This window comes from Caballeronia sp. LZ043, from assembly GCF_031451075.1.
GTDB lineage: Bacteria > Pseudomonadota > Gammaproteobacteria > Burkholderiales > Burkholderiaceae > Caballeronia.
Genome location: NZ_JARUXT010000002.1, coordinates 297,809 through 314,655, shown reverse-complemented (window position 1 = coordinate 314,655; position 16,847 = coordinate 297,809). Strand labels below are relative to the sequence as shown.

At 64.6% G+C, this 16,847-nt stretch carries 15 protein-coding genes; 3 read left to right on the top strand and 12 right to left on the bottom strand.

Annotation, left to right across the window (positions count from 1 at the left end; genetic code table 11):
- The 3 genes from QCE64_RS14765 to prpF form a co-directional block, all read left to right on the top strand.
- Positions 1–372 (top strand): citrate/2-methylcitrate synthase (locus QCE64_RS14765; protein WP_310004521.1); only part of this gene is annotated, 372 nt, incomplete at its 5' end.
- 139 nt (positions 373–511) lie between these two features.
- Positions 512–3,109: a Fe/S-dependent 2-methylisocitrate dehydratase AcnD gene (gene acnD, locus QCE64_RS14760; RefSeq protein ID WP_310004520.1), complete on the top strand. Its 2,598-nt coding sequence runs from the start codon at positions 512–514 to the stop codon at positions 3,107–3,109.
- 34 nt (positions 3,110–3,143) lie between these two features.
- Positions 3,144–4,337, top strand: coding sequence for a 2-methylaconitate cis-trans isomerase PrpF (gene prpF, locus QCE64_RS14755; RefSeq protein WP_310004518.1), 1,194 nt, complete (start codon positions 3,144–3,146; stop codon positions 4,335–4,337).
- A 4-nt stretch (positions 4,338–4,341) separates the two neighbouring features.
- On the opposite strand, the gene QCE64_RS14750 is transcribed toward prpF, so the two are convergent.
- From QCE64_RS14750 to QCE64_RS14695, 12 genes are all read right to left on the bottom strand, one after another.
- Positions 4,342–4,782: a MarR family transcriptional regulator gene (locus QCE64_RS14750; RefSeq protein WP_309920953.1), complete on the bottom strand. Its 441-nt coding sequence runs from the start codon at positions 4,780–4,782 to the stop codon at positions 4,342–4,344.
- A gap of 11 nt (positions 4,783–4,793) precedes the next feature.
- Complete coding sequence (locus QCE64_RS14745) at positions 4,794–6,686, bottom strand: FAD-binding monooxygenase (RefSeq protein WP_310004516.1); 1,893 nt, start codon at positions 6,684–6,686, stop codon at positions 4,794–4,796.
- A gap of 161 nt (positions 6,687–6,847) precedes the next feature.
- Complete coding sequence (locus QCE64_RS14740) at positions 6,848–8,389, bottom strand: amidase (RefSeq protein ID WP_310004515.1); 1,542 nt, start codon at positions 8,387–8,389, stop codon at positions 6,848–6,850.
- Between the two features lie 39 nt (positions 8,390–8,428).
- Positions 8,429–9,193, bottom strand: coding sequence for an SDR family oxidoreductase (locus QCE64_RS14735; protein ID WP_310004513.1), 765 nt, complete (start codon positions 9,191–9,193; stop codon positions 8,429–8,431).
- A 45-nt stretch (positions 9,194–9,238) separates the two neighbouring features.
- A complete protein-coding gene (locus QCE64_RS14730; protein ID WP_309920941.1) occupies positions 9,239–9,889 on the bottom strand; it encodes an ANTAR domain-containing protein in 651 nt (216 codons plus the stop codon).
- Position 9,890: 1 nt separating this feature from the next.
- Positions 9,891–11,045: a transporter substrate-binding domain-containing protein gene (locus QCE64_RS14725; protein ID WP_310004511.1), complete on the bottom strand. Its 1,155-nt coding sequence runs from the start codon at positions 11,043–11,045 to the stop codon at positions 9,891–9,893.
- 84 nt (positions 11,046–11,129) lie between these two features.
- Positions 11,130–12,116: an acetamidase/formamidase family protein gene (locus tag QCE64_RS14720; protein WP_310004509.1), complete on the bottom strand. Its 987-nt coding sequence runs from the start codon at positions 12,114–12,116 to the stop codon at positions 11,130–11,132.
- Between the two features lie 13 nt (positions 12,117–12,129).
- Positions 12,130–12,837 carry an ABC transporter ATP-binding protein gene (locus tag QCE64_RS14715; protein WP_309812794.1) on the bottom strand — a complete coding sequence of 236 codons (708 nt, stop codon included), beginning with the start codon at positions 12,835–12,837 and terminating at the stop codon, positions 12,130–12,132.
- Positions 12,834–13,544, bottom strand: a complete 711-nt coding sequence (locus QCE64_RS14710) for an ABC transporter ATP-binding protein (RefSeq protein WP_309932101.1) — start codon at positions 13,542–13,544, stop codon at positions 12,834–12,836. Before QCE64_RS14710 ends, QCE64_RS14715 begins: the two co-directional genes overlap by 4 nt.
- Positions 13,541–14,620 (bottom strand): ABC transporter permease subunit, encoded by a 1,080-nt coding sequence (locus QCE64_RS14705; protein ID WP_404987377.1) that lies wholly within the window; start codon positions 14,618–14,620, stop codon positions 13,541–13,543. Before QCE64_RS14705 ends, QCE64_RS14710 begins: the two co-directional genes overlap by 4 nt.
- Positions 14,621–14,629: 9 nt before the next feature.
- A complete protein-coding gene (locus QCE64_RS14700; protein WP_309920932.1) occupies positions 14,630–15,499 on the bottom strand; it encodes an ABC transporter permease subunit in 870 nt (289 codons plus the stop codon).
- 60 nt (positions 15,500–15,559) lie between these two features.
- Positions 15,560–16,795, bottom strand: a complete 1,236-nt coding sequence (locus QCE64_RS14695) for an urea ABC transporter substrate-binding protein (protein WP_309834307.1) — start codon at positions 16,793–16,795, stop codon at positions 15,560–15,562.
- Positions 16,796–16,847: the final 52 nt, after the last annotated feature.

Genomic DNA, 16,847 nt, shown 5'->3' with positions numbered 1-16,847 from the left:
GAAGTGGTGATCGGCTTCGGGCATCCGGTGTACACGATCTCGGACCCGCGCAACAAGGTCATCAAGGAAGTCGCGAAGAAGCTCTCGAAGGAAGCGGGCCACACCAAGCTTTTCAGCATCGCCGAGCGCCTCGAAACGGTCATGTGGGACGCGAAGAAGATGTTCCCCAACCTCGACTGGTTCAGCGCCGTTTCATACCACATGATGGGCGTGCCCACGGCCATGTTCACGCCGCTGTTCGTGATTTCGCGCACGTCGGGATGGAGCGCGCACATCATCGAGCAACGCATCGACAACAAGATCATCCGGCCCAGCGCGAATTACACGGGACCGGACAACCTGAAATTCACGCCGCTGCGCGAACGCAAGTGAAGCGCATGTAACACCCGGGCCTTGCCGCCGCGCACGGCAGCAAGGCCTTTTTTTGATATCGCAGTCACCGTTCGACCCCCGACAATACCCTTGCAGCATGGCCCTTGAAACCAGACCATGCGATGAGCGAGACACGGCCATGAATACTGCAAACCGCAAACCTCTTCCCGGCACCCCGTGCGATTTCTTCGATGCGCGCGCGGCCGTCGACGCCCTCTCGCCCGGCGCCTACGACACCCTGCCCTATACGTCGCGCGTACTGGCCGAGAACCTGGTGCGCCGCTGCGATCCGGCGATGCTCGACGCCTCGCTGCTGCAACTGATCGAGCGCAAGACCGAGCGCGACTTTCCGTGGTATCCGGCGCGCGTGGTGTGTCACGACATCCTGGGCCAGACGGCGCTGGTCGATCTGGCCGGCCTGCGCGACGCCATCGCCGAACAGGGCGGCGATCCCGCCAAGGTGAATCCCGTGGTGCCGGTGCAACTTATCGTCGATCATTCGCTGGCTGTTGAATGCGGCGGCTTCGATCCCGATGCGTTCCAGAAGAATCGCGCCATCGAGGACCGCCGCAACGAAGACCGCTTTCACTTCATCGACTGGACCAAGCAGGCCTTCGAGAACGTCGAGGTGATCCCGCCGGGCAACGGCATCATGCATCAGATCAATCTGGAGCGCATGTCGCCTGTCATTCATTCGATAAACGGCGTCGCGTTCCCCGATACGCTCGTCGGCACCGACAGCCACACGCCCCACGTCGATGCACTCGGCGTGATCGCGATTGGCGTCGGCGGCCTGGAAGCGGAGAACGTCATGCTGGGCCGCGCGTCGTGGATGCGCCTGCCGGACATCGTCGGCGTGGAGCTGACGGGCAAGCGGCAGCCGGGCATCACGGCGACGGACATCGTCCTCGCGCTCACCGAATATCTGCGCAAGGAAAAGGTCGTCGGCGCGTATCTGGAGTTCTATGGCGCAGGTGCGGCGAGCCTGACACTCGGCGACCGCGCGACCATCTCGAACATGGCGCCCGAGTACGGCGCGACCGCCGCGATGTTCTACATCGACCAGCAGACCATCGACTATCTGCGCCTCACCGGCCGCGAAGAAGAACAGATCCGCCTCGTCGAAACCTACGCGAAGACCGCGGGCCTGTGGGCCGACACGCTCACGAATGCGCGCTACGAGCGCATCCTGCGCTTCGATCTGTCGAGCGTGGAACGCAACATGGCGGGGCCGTCGAATCCGCACAAGCGCCTGCCCACGTCGCAGCTCGCCGCACGCGGCATCGCCGGCAAGTGGGAAGAGACGCCGGGCAAGATGCCGGACGGCGCGGTCATCATCGCGGCCATCACCAGCTGCACCAACACCAGCAATCCGCGCAACGTGATCGCAGCGGCGCTGCTCGCGCGCAATGCCAATGCGCAAGGCCTTACGCGCAAGCCGTGGGTGAAGTCGTCGCTGGCGCCGGGCTCGAAGGCCGTCGAACTCTACTTGCAGGACGCCGCCCTGCTGCCCGAACTCGAGAAGCTCGGCTTCGGCATCGTCGCGTTTGCCTGCACGACCTGCAACGGCATGTCGGGCGCGCTGGATCCGGTGATCCAGCAGGAGATCGTCGAGCGCGAGCTGTACACCACCGCCGTGCTCTCCGGCAATCGCAACTTCGATGGCCGCATTCACCCGTATGCGAAGCAGGCGTTCCTGGCTTCGCCGCCGCTGGTCGTCGCTTATGCGATTGCGGGCACGATCCACTTCGACATCGAGAAGGATGCGCTCGGCACCGGCGCGAACGGCCAGCCGGTGTATCTGAAGGACATCTGGCCGGACGATGCGGAGATCGATGCGATCGTCGCGCAGAGCGTCAAGCCCGAGCATTTCCGCCGCGTGTATGAGCCGATGTTCGCGCTCAAGCAGAAAAGCGGCGACGCCATCAACCCGCTCTACGACTGGCGCGGCCAGAGCACGTACATTCGCCGTCCGCCGTACTGGGAAGGCGCGCTGGCGGGCGAGCGCACGTTGCGCGGCATGCGGCCGCTCGCCCTGCTCGGCGACAACATCACGACCGATCACCTCTCGCCGTCCAACGCGATTCTCGCGAACAGCGCCGCCGGCGAATATCTGACGAAGATGGGCTTGCCCGAAGAGGACTTCAATTCGTATGCGACGCATCGCGGCGACCATCTGACCGCGCAGCGCGCGACCTTCGCCAATCCGACGCTCATCAACGAAATGGCCGTGGTCGATGGCCAGATCAAGAAGGGTTCGCTGGCGCGCATCGAACCCGAAGGCAAGGTCACGCGCATGTGGGAAGCCATCGAGACCTACATGGAGCGCAAGCAACCGCTTATCATCGTCGCGGGCGCGGACTACGGGCAAGGCTCGTCGCGCGACTGGGCCGCGAAAGGCGTACGGCTCGCGGGCGTGGAGGCGATCGTCGCGGAAGGCTTCGAGCGGATCCATCGCACGAACCTGATCGGCATGGGCGTGTTGCCGCTCGAATTCAAGCCGGGCGTGAACCGCGTGACGCTCGCGCTCGACGGCACCGAGACCTATGACGTCATCGGCGCACGCACGCCGCGCGCCGATCTCATGCTCGTGATCCAGCGCAAGAACGGCGAACGCGTGGAAGTGCCCGTCACCTGCCGGCTCGATACCGCCGAAGAGGTGTCCATCTATGAAGCAGGCGGCGTGCTGCAACGCTTCGCGCAGGACTTCCTGGAATCGTCGAAGGCTGCTGCCTGACGCGCCGTCTCTTCTTTCAAAGGATTCGATTCACATGGCACACGCACCTCAAATCAGGATCCCCGCGACCTACATGCGCGGCGGCACCAGCAAGGGCGTCTTCTTCCGCCTGAACGATCTGCCCGAGGCCGCGCGCGTGCCCGGCGCGGCGCGCGACAAGCTGTTCATGCGCGTGATCGGCAGCCCCGACCCTTACGGCAAGCAGATCGACGGGATGGGCGGCGCGACGTCGAGCACGAGCAAGACGGTGATCGTCTCGACGAGCACGCGGCCCGGTCACGACGTCGATTACCTGTTCGGTCAGGTATCGATCGACAAGGCCTTCGTCGACTGGAGCGGCAACTGCGGCAATCTCTCGGCGGCGGTGGGTCCGTTTGCGATCGGCGGCGGGCTGGTCGATCCGGAACGCGTGCCGGACAACGGCATTGCGATCGTGCGCATCTGGCAGGCGAACATCGGCAAGACCATCATCGCGCATGTGCCGATGACGAACGGCGCCGTGCAGGAAACCGGCGACTTCGAACTCGACGGCGTGACCTTTCCGGCGGCCGAAGTGCAACTCGAATTCCTCGATCCGGCAGCGGAAGAGGAAGGCGCGGGCGGCGCGATGTTCCCGACCGGCAACGTGGTCGACGATCTCGATGTGCCGGGCATCGGCTCGCTGAAGGCCACGATGATCAACGCGGGCATTCCGACCATCTTCCTGAACGCCGATGCCATCGGCTACACCGGCACCGAGTTGCAGGACGCCATCAACGGCGACGAAGCGGCCTTGAAGCGCTTCGAGACCATCCGCGCGCACGGTGCGCTGCGCATGGGGCTCATCAAGAGCCTCGATGAAATTGCCACGCGCCAGCACACGCCGAAGGTCGCGTTCGTCGCGCGGCCGGCGGCGTACACGGCATCGAGCGGCAAGGAAGTGGGCGTGGAAGATGTGGACGTGCTCGTGCGCGCGATGTCGATGGGCAAGCTGCATCACGCGATGATGGGCACGGCGGCGGTGGCCATCGGCACGGCGGCGGCGATCCCCGGCACGCTCGTCAATCTCGCGGCGGGCGGCGGCGAGCGTCAGTCAGTGCGTTTCGGGCATCCGTCGGGCACGCTGCGGGTCGGCGCGGAGGCGGTGCAGGCGGAAGGCGCCTGGCAAGTGACGAAGGCCATCATGAGCCGCAGCGCGCGCGTGCTGATGGAAGGGAATGTGCGCGTGCCGTTCGAAAGCTCGAACTAAAGCGTCACGCTTCGTCCGGCAACAAGGCCAGCAGCAGGCGCCGCAATTCGCGGCCCTCCGCTGCCGACAACCTTGCGGTCAGGATGCGCTCCACCTGCTCCACGCGAGGCCGCAGCGTCGCAAGCTGCTTCTTGCCGGCGGGCGTCAACGACAGCACGTAGCTGCGCTTGTCGACGGGATCGTCGGAACGCTCGATCAGCTCATTGCGGGCCATGCGCGCCACGAGTTCCGCGATGGTCGAGCGGTCCACGTCGAGTTCGTCGCCAAGCTGGCGCTGGTTCACGCCCGGCGTCCGTTGCAGGATTTCAAGCGCGGCGTACTGCACGCTCGTGATCTCCGTCGACACCTCGCTCTGCCAGACCGCCAGATGCCGCTGCTGGGCGCGCCGCACCAGACTGCCGGTGAATCGGGAAAGGGCGGCGGGAGAATGTGTTTGAGCAGGCACGGTCGACAGGATCAAGCAGTGGAACGGGTTCGGAACAGCGGACGCAGGAATGCGTTCAGTTCATCGAACGCATCGAGCGGCAGCACATGCGCGACGTATTGATCCGGACGGACCACGATGAGCGCACCCCGTTCGCGATCGATGCCGCGCGCGTCGAAGATATCAGCCGACTCGTCGCGCGTAAATACCTTTTCATAATCCACCAGCCCATAACGGCCCTTGCGCGGCAACAGCAGCGCATGCAAGTCCTGCAGGCGCACGTCGCGATGCGGCGTCTGCAACACCGCGCGCAGATCGATGACGCTGTCGATGTCGGCATCAGGTGGCGTGATGTCGCGCAGCCATGCAGCCAGATGCTCACAGAGCGCGTCGAAGGCTCGACCGCTTGCATCCGCGAACGCATACAGACGCCAGCGGCCATCGGCGAGCGCTGCGTGACCGAGGTGCATCGGCCTGGCATCGGCGATGCGGATCACCGGCGCCGAATGAAAGCGCGTGCCGATCGTGAAGCCGCGCGCGAGCGCCTGATGCGTAGTCGCACCCGTCAGCGGACCCGGCCGGTAATGCGTGGCAACGCCCGCCGTATAGCGGCCCGCGCGCACGAAATACGCCTGCAACTCCGCCGGATCCACGCCGCCCGCTTCCGGATGCGCCGGGTCTTTCGGCGGCGCGGCCATCATTGCGGACCATTCCTTGTCGAAGTCGATCAACTCCTGCGCAACCGGTTGGCGTTCATCGGAATAGGTACGCAGCAGGCTGGCATCGCTGCGGCCCTGAAGCACTGCGCCCAGCTTCCAGCCGAGATTGAAACCATCCTGCATCGACACGTTCATGCCCTGCCCCGCCTTCGCGCTATGCGTATGACAGGCATCGCCCGCGATGAACACGCGCGGTTCGCGCGATGAGCCATCGGGCGTCAAGGCGTCGTCGAAACGTTCGGTCAGACGCTGGCCCACTTCATACACCGAGAACCACGCGACTTCCTTCACATCGAGCGTATAAGGATGCAGGATGCGCTGCGCCGTCTCGATGATGCGCTCCGCCTTGATCTGTCGAATGCCGTCGCGGTTCTCGGGCGTCACTTCGCCGAGATCGACATAGAAGCGCACGAGATAACCGCCCTCGCGCGGGATGAGCAACAGATTGCCCTTGCTCGCCGACTGGATCGCGGCCTTGAGGCGAATGTCGGGGAAGTCGGTCACCGCCAGCGCATCCATCACGCCCCACGCGTGATTGGCGGCGTCGCCGTTGAGCGTCTGACCGATGGCCGCACGCACGCGGCTGCGGGCGCCGTCGCAACCCACGACATAACGCGCGCGGATCTTCGTCTCTTCACCGGCGCGCTCCCCTTCCGTGCGCTTCAGCGTGACAGTGAGCGGATGATCAGAAGCGTCGTCGCGCGTGACATCGACGACTTCGAGCGCGTAATCCGGTTCGAGGCGCTGCGTGGAACGATGCATCAGATCGAGCAGATAGGCCTGCAAGCGCGCCTGATTCACGATCACGTGCGGAAACTCGGACATGCCGGTTTCGGTATCCTGAACGCGTCCGGTCCGACGAATCGCGCCCCGGTCAGCGGCATCCGGCCGCCAGAACACCGTTTCGTTGACCCAGTACGCTTCGCGCAGCAGCCGTTCGCTGAGACCGAAGGCATGGAACATTTCCACCGTGCGGCACGCGACGCCGTCCGCCTGCCCCATCAGCAACGGTCCCGCACGACGTTCGACGATGCGCGTGGTGATCGACGCAAACTGCGCCAGCTGTGCCGCGAGCACGAGTCCAGCCGGACCGCTGCCGACAATGAGCACATCCACCGCGTCAGGCATGGCAACGTGCGGCGCGCCTTCGGCGGCGGGTTCGATGCCCGGATCGTCCGTGCGAAAACCGTTGAGATGAAATTGCATGATGTCTGCCTCCACAAGGTCTCGATTTCTCTGGATCGAAATATACTCCGTATGCCAACTATATCCAAGAATTTATCGGAGCCCTGCGGTTTACCCGGAGAAGGCCGATCGGCTGGTTTTTTTTGAGCGGACCGGCGCCCGTGCGCCGGTCCAATGTGAAGTCAGGAAAGCCGCGGCGCCTTCCTGTGCTGCGTGCCGCATTCATACGCGTAGGCATAGCCGAGCAGCGCGCCCTCGTCCCATTGGCGTCCGACGAAGATCAGGCCGAACGGCGAGCCGGATTCGTAGTATCCGGCCGGCACCGCAATGCCCGGCAGACCCGCGATATTGATCTCGCCGACGGTCGTTTCCTGGATGACTTCCTTGCCGTGCAGCGACGGAAGCTCGTTGCGCATCTGCGGGAACACGAGCGCATCGAGACGATGCTGGCTCATCACGCTGTCGAAGATCGTCAGATAACGCGCCTTCAGTGCGACGAATTCCGGCATCTCGGGCGGCAGCGACGGATCGGCCAACGCGGTGCGAAAGTCCGCAAGACTATGCAGATAACGCAGCACGCCATTGGGGCCGAACGCATCGTCATCCCGCGTCGCTTCGGCGAACTCCGCGAACGTCTTGAGCGCCGCATCCCTGCCCAGGCGTTGCAGATACTTCTCCAGGTCGTACGGAATGGATTCGAGTCCACGCGCATCGAAGTGTTCGAGCGGCGGCGTCGGCTTGCGCAAGTCAGCGAAACCCGAACCGGCGAACGGATCCTCGATCAGCATCGCGCCCAGTTCCACCAGTTCCCGCTGCACGCGTTCATAGAGCGCGGCGGCTTCGTCGGAGAGCGCTTGCGTGCGCCAGCCCGGCCCATACAAGCCGATGCGCTTGCCCTGCAACGCATCCGCCGCAAGCGCCGCTGCATAGCCTCCCGCAGGCTGACGGCCGACGCCGGCCAGCGTCTTCGGGTCTTCGCTGGAATAGCCCGCGAGCGCATCGAGGCACAGCGCCGCGTCGCGCACGGTGCGGGCAATCGGCCCGACGACATCGCGATTGCCCGACAAGGGCACGACGCCCGCATTCGGCACCAGCCCGATGGTCGGCTTGATGCCGACGAGATCCTGCGCCGACGCCGGGTTCTGGATCGACCCGCCGGTTTCCTCGGCGAGCCCGAGCACCGCCATGCCCGATGCCACCGCCGACGCCGTTCCCGCGCTGCTGCCGCCGGGTGCGCGGTCGGGCATCGGCACGTTGAGGGTCGGGCCTGCCCAGCTGTCGTTCGCATGCGTGCCCGTGTGACTCAGGATGGGCACGTTGGTCTTGCCGAGCAGGATCGCGCCCGCGCGCCGCATGCGTGCGACGACCGGCGCATCGCGGGCCGGCATCAGGTCGACGCCGCCATGCTTGCCATACAGCTTCTTCCATCCCGCCGTGGTCGGAAAGCCGACCATGTCCATCGGATCCTTGATGACGACCGGCACCCCGGCGAGCGGTCCCAGCACTTCGCCGGCAGCGCGCCGCCGGTCGATCTCGCGTGCGTCGTCGAGTGCGGCGGGGTTCAGGAAGATCAGCGCGTTGTAGCGCCCGTTATCGCGCTCGATCCGCTCGAAGCAGGCCTGCGCCAGGTGTTCCGCCGTGAAGGCGCCGGCCTTGAAACCCGCCTGCACGGCTTCGACCGTGAGCGTGTCCAGATCGATGTCCATCGCACTGCCTCGTTCCATTCGGTGCTCCTGTTGAGGTGGTGTTCGAACGCGCGACGCTCAAAGCTGCACGCCCCGCGTGAGCGCGCCATCGACGACGAAGTTCGCCCCGCTCACGAAGCTCGCCGCCGGACTCGCGATGAACGCCACCGCGTTGGCGATTTCCTGCGGCCGGGCCATGCGTCCGGTCGGATTCAAAGCGAGCGCGCGTTCGAACAGCGCGGCATCGTTATGCTCGATCCAGTCCCACACGCCGCCTTCGAAATACACATTGCCCGGCGATACCGTATTCGCGCGAATGCCCTTCGCGGCCAGCTGGTTCGCGAGCCCTTGCATGTAGTGAATCAGCGCGGCCTTGAACACGCCGTAGGGTCCGGCGGCGAAATCGATCTCGCGTCCCGACACGCTCGATATCGCGACGATCGAAGCCGCCTGGCTCGCTTCGAGAAACGGCATCGCGGCATCGACGAGATTCACGGTGCCCAGCAGATCCGTCTCGAACTCCTTGCGCCAGGATTCAATGTCGTTGCCAATGGCAAGCGCGCTCACATTGGCCACGACGATATCCATCCCGCCCCAGTCCGCCCCGACGCGCGCGACCCATGCCTTGAGCGCGGCGCCATCGGCCACATCGACGGCCGCGCCCGATGCACGCGCACCGCTCAATTCGGCCAGCGCCTCCGCGGTGGTTTCAACGGCGGTCGCATCGCGCGCGCAGATGGCGACGTCCGCGCCTTCCGCCGCCAGTGTCCGCGCAATCGCCAGCCCGATGCCCTTGGTGCCGCCGGTCACGATCGCCTTCAAGCCCTTCAGTTGCAGGTCCATGTTCGCCGCTCCTGTGCATGTCAGTCAGACGCCGGGACGGCGCGCTCACGCTTTCTCGCGCCCGTCCCCTGAACTCATGCCGCGCGCAATCTGCAGCACTTCGCCCGCCTGGATGACGGAGTGGCAGATGTCGTCGATGGTCACGCGCTTCTCCATTGCCTGCGCGCGCAGCATGTCGTAGGCCTCGCGTTCGCTCACGCGATGCATGATCATCAAGATGTTCTTGGCTTCCTGCAGATGCCGGCTGTCGAGCAGTTTCTGTTCGAGCTTCGCGATGCGCTGCGCATGCTGACGCGCGCGCTTCGAGTGATACAGCGCCATCACCACCGTCGAGAGCAGACCCGAAGCGCGCACCGGCGTCGTGACGATGCCGTCGGCGCCGAGCTTGATGGCCTGGTCGATGAAGGTCGGATTCTCGTAGGAAACCACGCAGATGACGGGCGGCGTTTCCGGGCCGGACCACTCACCGCAGGGCGCGCGTTCTTCCGGCAGCAACGCGCGGAATACGAGATCGACGCGCTCGGGCAAGGTGTCCAGCGGCGGCCAGCAGCGCTCCACCTGAAAGCCCATGCGCCGCAGGTGATTGGCGAGCGTCTGTCCATCGTTGTCGTCCGGATGGAAGACGAGCACCCGCGCATGGCGCTCGAGGATCGAACTGGTGAGGCTCCGCTGGCCTCGGTCCGGGCGCGCGCTCACGTCAGGAGTCCCGCGTGCTCAGCTTCGTGACCCAGTCCCCGAGCGTCTGACGCGTCATATAGGGATCGGGCCCGACGGCGAACTTCGATTCGCGCAGGATGGTGAACTGGCCGTCCGCCGAAGCGCGGCCAATGCGCGGATAGAGCGCCATGTGATGATTCACCGGATCGATGCGCACACGGCCTTGCGGCGCGTTGAACTCGGAACCGAGCAGCTGCGGCATGATGCTCGCGAGCTTGTCGGAGCCCGCGCGCGCGAACGCTTCCGCGAACATGTGCATCTGATAGTAGGCGGCTTCCCAGTTCATGTCGGTGGGCGTGTGCGCGCCGTAGCGCGACTGATGCAGCGCGACCGCACGATGGTTCTCCACCGTGTCGATGCTCTGGAAATACGGCGCGGCCGTGATGTGGCCGGCGGCGCTGCCGGGCTCCATCGCGCGGATTTCCGTCTCCGAAGTATTGAGGCTGCCGATGGGCATGCGGGCCGGATCGAAGTCGGCATGCGCGTAGGCGTCGTAGAGATACGGCACGGTCTCGCCGATCACCGTGCAGAAGATCCAGTCCGGCGCCTTGCGGCGGATATCGGCGATGACCTGCTCGAACTGCTCGCGCGTGGCGTCGAACGGCAGATAGCGTTCGCCGAGGATCGCGCCTTCGGGATGCTGGAGCAGCAGCTCCTGCATCGTGCGATTGCATTCGTACGGATAGACATAGCTCGACCCGACGAAATACACCCGCGCACCGAAGGTCTCGGTCATGAAGTCCGCCAGCTGCACGCCGTTCTGATTCGGCGACGCGCCGCTATAGATGATGTTGTCCGAGTACTCGAAGCCCTCGTACATCTGCGCATAGATCAGCAGACGGTTGTGCTTTTCGACGACCGGCAGCATCGCCTTGCGGCTCGTGGACGTATAGCCGCCGAAGATGGTGTTGACCCCGTCCTTCAGGATCAGCCGCTCCGCCAGTTCGCGGAACGCGGCCGGGTCGGAGCCGGGGTCGTAGTGCAGCGCAACGAGTTCGCGTCCGCCAATACCGCCGCGCGCATTGATCTCGTCGACGGCGAGACAGGCGCCTCGCCATTGGGACTGCTCGAGCAGCGCGGTCGAACCGCTGGTCGAGCACAGCAGGCCCACTCGAATGGGATCGGACAAAGCCATTTCTTGACACGCTCTCTTGTTTGCGCGAAGCCGCGGCCTCGCGCCTGGGTCGTCTGGTGTCGTTTCTTCAGACTGAATGATGCGTTACTTCAGATAGTGCTTCGCGACCATCGCGCCAACCGTGTATTTTGGATCGACAAAATTGCCCAGGCGCACGCGGCCCACCTGACTCAGCATCATGTACGCGTCCCACTTGTCGAAGCCATACTCCGCGGCCATCCACAACACGAGCTCGCGATAGGCAATGCGCGTGGCATCCTCCAGCGGCCGAGCGCTGCCGATGCTCATCAGCGCGTCTTCATTCTCGAGCCTCGGCCAGTCGATCCGCCAGCCCTTGATGAGGTCCACGCGCACGGTGGTCGTGCTCTGATACTCAACGGCGGTGCCGCACACCTCGCCATCGCCCTGGCAGGCGTGCGCATCGCCGATGAACAGGCGTCCGCCCGGCGAGCGCACCGGCAGATACGTGATGCTGCCCGGCCCCATGTCCGGCACGTCCATGTTGCCGCCGTGATTATCAGGTGTGAGCGAGTTGATCGAATCGATTTCCGGCGAAAGACTCAGCGTGCCGATATGCGGCTTGTACGGCAAGGTGTTGCGCTTGCTCCAGTACACGTTCTCCTCGTCGATCCTGATCTTGCGCACCACTTCCGGCAAGGGCTCGTTGAGCAGCGCGGTGTAGTCGGTGCCGGTCAGCCCGCCGAAGTTCGGGATCATGCAGCAGAAGCCGTGCGGGTCCGGGCCGCGCGGCGCCATCTTCTCGATGTACACCGCGACCACGTCGCCCTTCTCGGCGCCTTCGATCATGATCGGCCCGTTCTGCGGATTGAGGAACGGCACTTGAAGCACCTGCGACGGCCTGTCCGTCTCCTCCTTGATCTTGCCTTCGAAGGCATCGCGCGTTTCCACCACGATGCGGTCGCCCGGCTTCACGTGCAGCACCGGATCCGAGTACGGACCGATGGTGTAGTGATAGGTCTTCTGCATCTGCTCGGTGAGATGATGCTCCACCGGCTCACGGCCCGCGCCCTGGCCGCGCTTCATCATGATCGAGTCCTCAAGCCATTTCATGTTCCGCTCTCCGTCACAGTGCCAGATACTGGCGAATGAGTTGCTCGTCCCCGAGTTGCGCGGGACTCAATGTCTCGACAATGCGGCCCTTGTCCATCACGCAGCAGCGTGTCGCGATACGCTCGACCATGCCCATGTCCTGTTCCACCAGCACCACGCCAATGCCGGTCTCGCGCGCGATCTGCTGCAAGGTCTCGCCGATCAGATCCACGATGGACGGCTGGATGCCCTCGGACGGCTCGTCGAGCAACAGCACCTTCGGCGCGCTGATAAGCGCGCGGGCAATGGCGAGCTGCTGCTGTTCGCCGCCGCTCATCGTGCCCGCCTTCTGCGCGTAACGCTGCTTCAGGATCGGAAAATAGTCGACGACCCGCTCGCGCATCTGCGCGGCCTTCGCCCGGTTCGCCTGCGCGCCGACCTGAAGGTTTTCCGCGACCGTCAGCGCGCCGAAGATCTCGCGGCCCTGCGGCACATAGCCCATGCCCTGCTGCGCCCTCACGTAGGGCTTCTCGTGGCCGATAGCCGTACCGTCGAGGACGATCTCTCCGGCATCGAGCGGCACCAGCCCGATGAGCGCACGCATCAGCGTCGTCTTGCCGACGCCGTTGCGGCCGATCAGCGCCAGCACCTCGCCCCGTCCGATGCTGAGCGACACGCCGTTGAGCACGCGTCCGCCGCCATACCCTGCTTCCACGCCCGACACTTCGAGCAACGCGCTCATTTCTTTTTCCCCAGATACACTTCGGCGACATCGTCGCGCGCGAGGATCTCGTCGAGCGGGCCGTCGGCCAGCACGCTGCCGCCGTGCAGCACCGTGACGCGCGACGCAATCTGCTTGACGAAGGTCATGTCGTGCTCGACCACCATCATCGTGAGCCCGGCCGCCGACAGCCGCTTGATGAGTTCGCCCGTTGCATGGGTTTCCTCGACCGACATGCCGGCCACGGGTTCGTCGAGGAACAGCAGCTTCGGCCGCAGCGAGACCGCCATGGCGATTTCGAGCCACTGCTTCTTGCCGTGCGACAGATTGCGCGCCAGCACGTGCTCCTCCTGCTCCAGCATGAAGCGCTCGAGCAGGTCGTCGAGGCTTTCGGGCCGGTCGTCGCGCGCGCGATGCAGCGACAGTTGCAGATGCTGGCGCACGCTGAGATCGGGGAACACGCCCGGTATCTGGAACTTGATGCTCATGCCCAGGCGGATGCGCTGGTGCGGCAGCACATGGCTCATGTCCTCGCCGAGAAACATCACGCTCCCCTCCGACGGCCGATGCTCCCCCGTGATGAGCTTGAAGAAGGTGCTCTTGCCCGCGCCGTTCGGCCCGATCACGCAGCGAATCTCGCCTGCGTCGATGCTGAAGTCGATGCCGTTGATGACGTGCGCGCCGCCGAAGTGCTTCTTGAGTCCGCGCGTTTCCAGCAGCGTGGTCATGATTTGCCCTCCTCGCGCTTGAGACAGGGGCCGCCGTGGCGCGCGCCGCCGCCCGCGCGGCCGGCGAGCCGTCCGAGTTGCCGCGTGACGAACGGCAGCAGGCCTTCGGGCGCGGCCAGCACGACAATCAGCAGGATTGCGCCGAGCAGGATCAGCGCGTACTGGCTGCCGTACACGGCGAGATTCTGCGAGAGCCAGACCAGCAGCGCGGTGCCAAGAATCGTCCCGCCAATGGTCTTGCGCCCCGATGTGGCCACCCAGATGACCGGCATGGCGGCCGCGGTGAGGCCCATCGTCGATGGAGTGATGTAGGAGCCCCAGATCGTGTAGAGCGCGCCCGACAGACCGCCCAGCGTGCAACCGAGCACGAACACGAGCCACTGATGACGGCGGATGTCGACGCCCAGCATCTCCGCGCGCTGCGGGTTCTCGCGGATGGCGATCAGCGTGAGACCGAACGGTCCGTCGAGCAGCTTGCGCATGACGGCGTAGACCACGATCAGCAGGATCAGCACGAGATAGTAGAAGCTGGCGTTCTCCAGCGTCAGCGGGCCGCCTGGCCAGGGAATCGTCAGCGGCGTCATGCCGCCCATGCCGTTGTAGCCGTTGAGCCGCGCTTCCCCGATCGCCCATTGCGGCCCGGCGGTCTGCGCCATGAAGGTTTCGAGCACCAGCGTCACGGACAGCGTGACGATGCCGATGAACACGCCCTTGATGCGGCCATAGAAGATCATGTAGCCGATCAGCGCAGCCGCCAGCACGCTGACCACGAGCCCCGCGCCGAGACCGAGCCACGACTGAAACCAGTAATCGCCATAGTTCAGCGTGAAGATGCCGTAGCTATAGCCCGACAGCCCGAAGAACGCCGTCTGCCCGAACGACAGAATGCCGCCGTAGCCCCACATCGCGGCCAGGCCCATCGCGCTGAAGGCCCACAGCAGGCAGTACGCGAGATTGCCGCTGGTGTTGGCATCGACGACGAGCGGCAGGCACAGCGCAACGAGCCACGGCAGCACGCGCAGGACCCGCGCGCAGGCGCCGGGCGCAGCGCTGGAAGCCATTCCGGTTTGCTTCATGCAGGCCTCCTAGCGCAGGCGGGTAAAGAGATTGCCGAGGCCTTGCGGCATCAGCCGGATCACGACGATCACCGTCAACAGCAGCCCGATCTGCCCGAACAATTGTCCATAGGAAGCCGTGAGCGCCGTCTGGATGATGGCAAGGACGCCAGCCGCCGGCGTCGTTCCGGCAATCACGTTCGCGCCGCCCACGACCACCGAGACGAAGGCCTGCACGATGAAATTGCTGCCCATGGTGGGAACCGCCGTCATGGTCGGGGCGTACAGCGCGCCCGTGAGGCCCGCGAGCCCGGCGCCGAGCGCAAAGGTCAGCGTGTAGAGCCGGTCCGTGCGCAGGCCGAGGCATTGCGCGATGCTCGCGTTCTGGATGGTCGCGCGGGCGCACACGCCGTAGTTGGTCTTGAAGAACAGCAGATAGAGCCCGAAGAGAATCGCGAGGGCAATGAGCGGCAGCACAGCGCGATAGGTCGAGAACGAATATTCGCCGAGCGAGAAGGAACCGAACGGCGTCGCGATGCCTTCCATGGACGGCCCCGCGACGAGCAGCATGGTCTGCTGCACGATGAGGCTGATGGCCCAGGTGGCGACCACCGAATCGAACAGGCGGTCATAGAGATGACGGATCACGAGCCGTTCGACGATCACGCCGGCGCACGCCGCCGCGAGCGCGCCGAGCAGCATCGCGAGCGGCAGCGGCAGGCCGCGCTTCGCGGCGATGATGGTGACATAGGCGCCGCACATGATGAACTCGCCGTGCGCGAGGTTGATCACGCCCATCATGCCGAAGATCACTGCGAGACCGAGCGCGGCGAGCACCAGGTAGGCGAAGTTGTCGCCGAACTGGTAGACGAGCGAGTAAAGCGTGGTGAGAGTGGCCATGCATGCTCCACGTTCAGGAAGACGCGCGCGCGGCGCCTGGCAGCGCGCGCCGGCTTCGGATCAGGACTTCTTGGGCAGGTTCGACGGCGTGTACTGGCGATGATCCGGCTTGTTCGGCAGATCGCAGCCGACCTTGCCGAGCCAGTACGGCTGCACGTCGTCCCATACCTTCGGAATCTCGACGCTATGGTCTTCCTTCACGTGCACCAGATAGATGGTATGGCTCGCGTGATGGCTCTTCGGGTCGATGCAGACCTTGCCCTGCGCGCCTGTCGTGCAGATGTCGCCGCTCTCGAGCGCATGGCGCACCGCATCCTGGTTCGTCGTCTTGGCCTTTTCGACGGCAGCCTTGTAGAGATAGATGGCGTCGTAGGCGTTGGCCGCTTCCTGGTTGATGTACGGCTCGTTCGGGAACTTGGCGTGGAAGCGTTTCTTGAAGTCATTGCTTGCCGGTGAATCGACTTCCTCGACATAGTTCGCCGTCACATACATGTCCTTCAGTGCCGGCGGTTTGAAACGCTTGTGCTCGTAGGCCTGGCCGACGTTGACCGAACTGGCCATCGGCAGGTTCAGATGCGCCGATGCCTGCTGCTCGTAATACGACGCCTGGTTCGCGCCGACCAGCAGCGTGACCACGAAGTCCGGCTTGGCCTTCTGGATGTTCTGGATGGTCTGGCCGAACTGCGACACGGACAGCGGGATGAATTCCTCGCCGACCATCGTGCCGCCATTCTCCTTCACGATGTTGCGCACCCATTCCGCCGAGATCTGCCCGAAGTTGTAGTCGGCGGCGATGGTGTACACCTTCTTGCCGTACTTCTGCATCATCCATGGAATGAGCGTGGAGAACTGCTGCTCGGGCACCGCGCCGGTCACGAAGGTGTTCGTGTCGCACACACCGCCCTCGTACTGGTTGTCGTACCAGTAGAGCTGATGTGCGCGGTCCATGATCGGACGGATGGCCTCGCGCGATGCGCTGGAGAACGCGCCGAAGATCACATCGGGCTTGTCGGTCTGCACGAGACGCCGGGCGAGTTCCTGGAACTTGGTGTTGTCCGACTGCGTGTCGTAGGCGATCAGCGTCACCGGACGTCCGAGTATGCCGCCCTTCGCGTTGATCTCCTCGACCGCAAGTTGGGTAGCGTGGATCTTCGGAATGGTGGCCAACGCGAAGTTTCCTGAAGCGTCCTCCAGCAAGCCGATCTTCACGGGATCGGCGGCGCTCGATGCGAGCGAGGTCAGTGCGAGTCCTGCGGTAAGGGCGAGACGCATCCAGCCCGACGGCTTCAGCAACATGCGGGTTCTCCAGAAGTGGGCGCTAGAACAGCGGAATATTTCGGACAAAAAA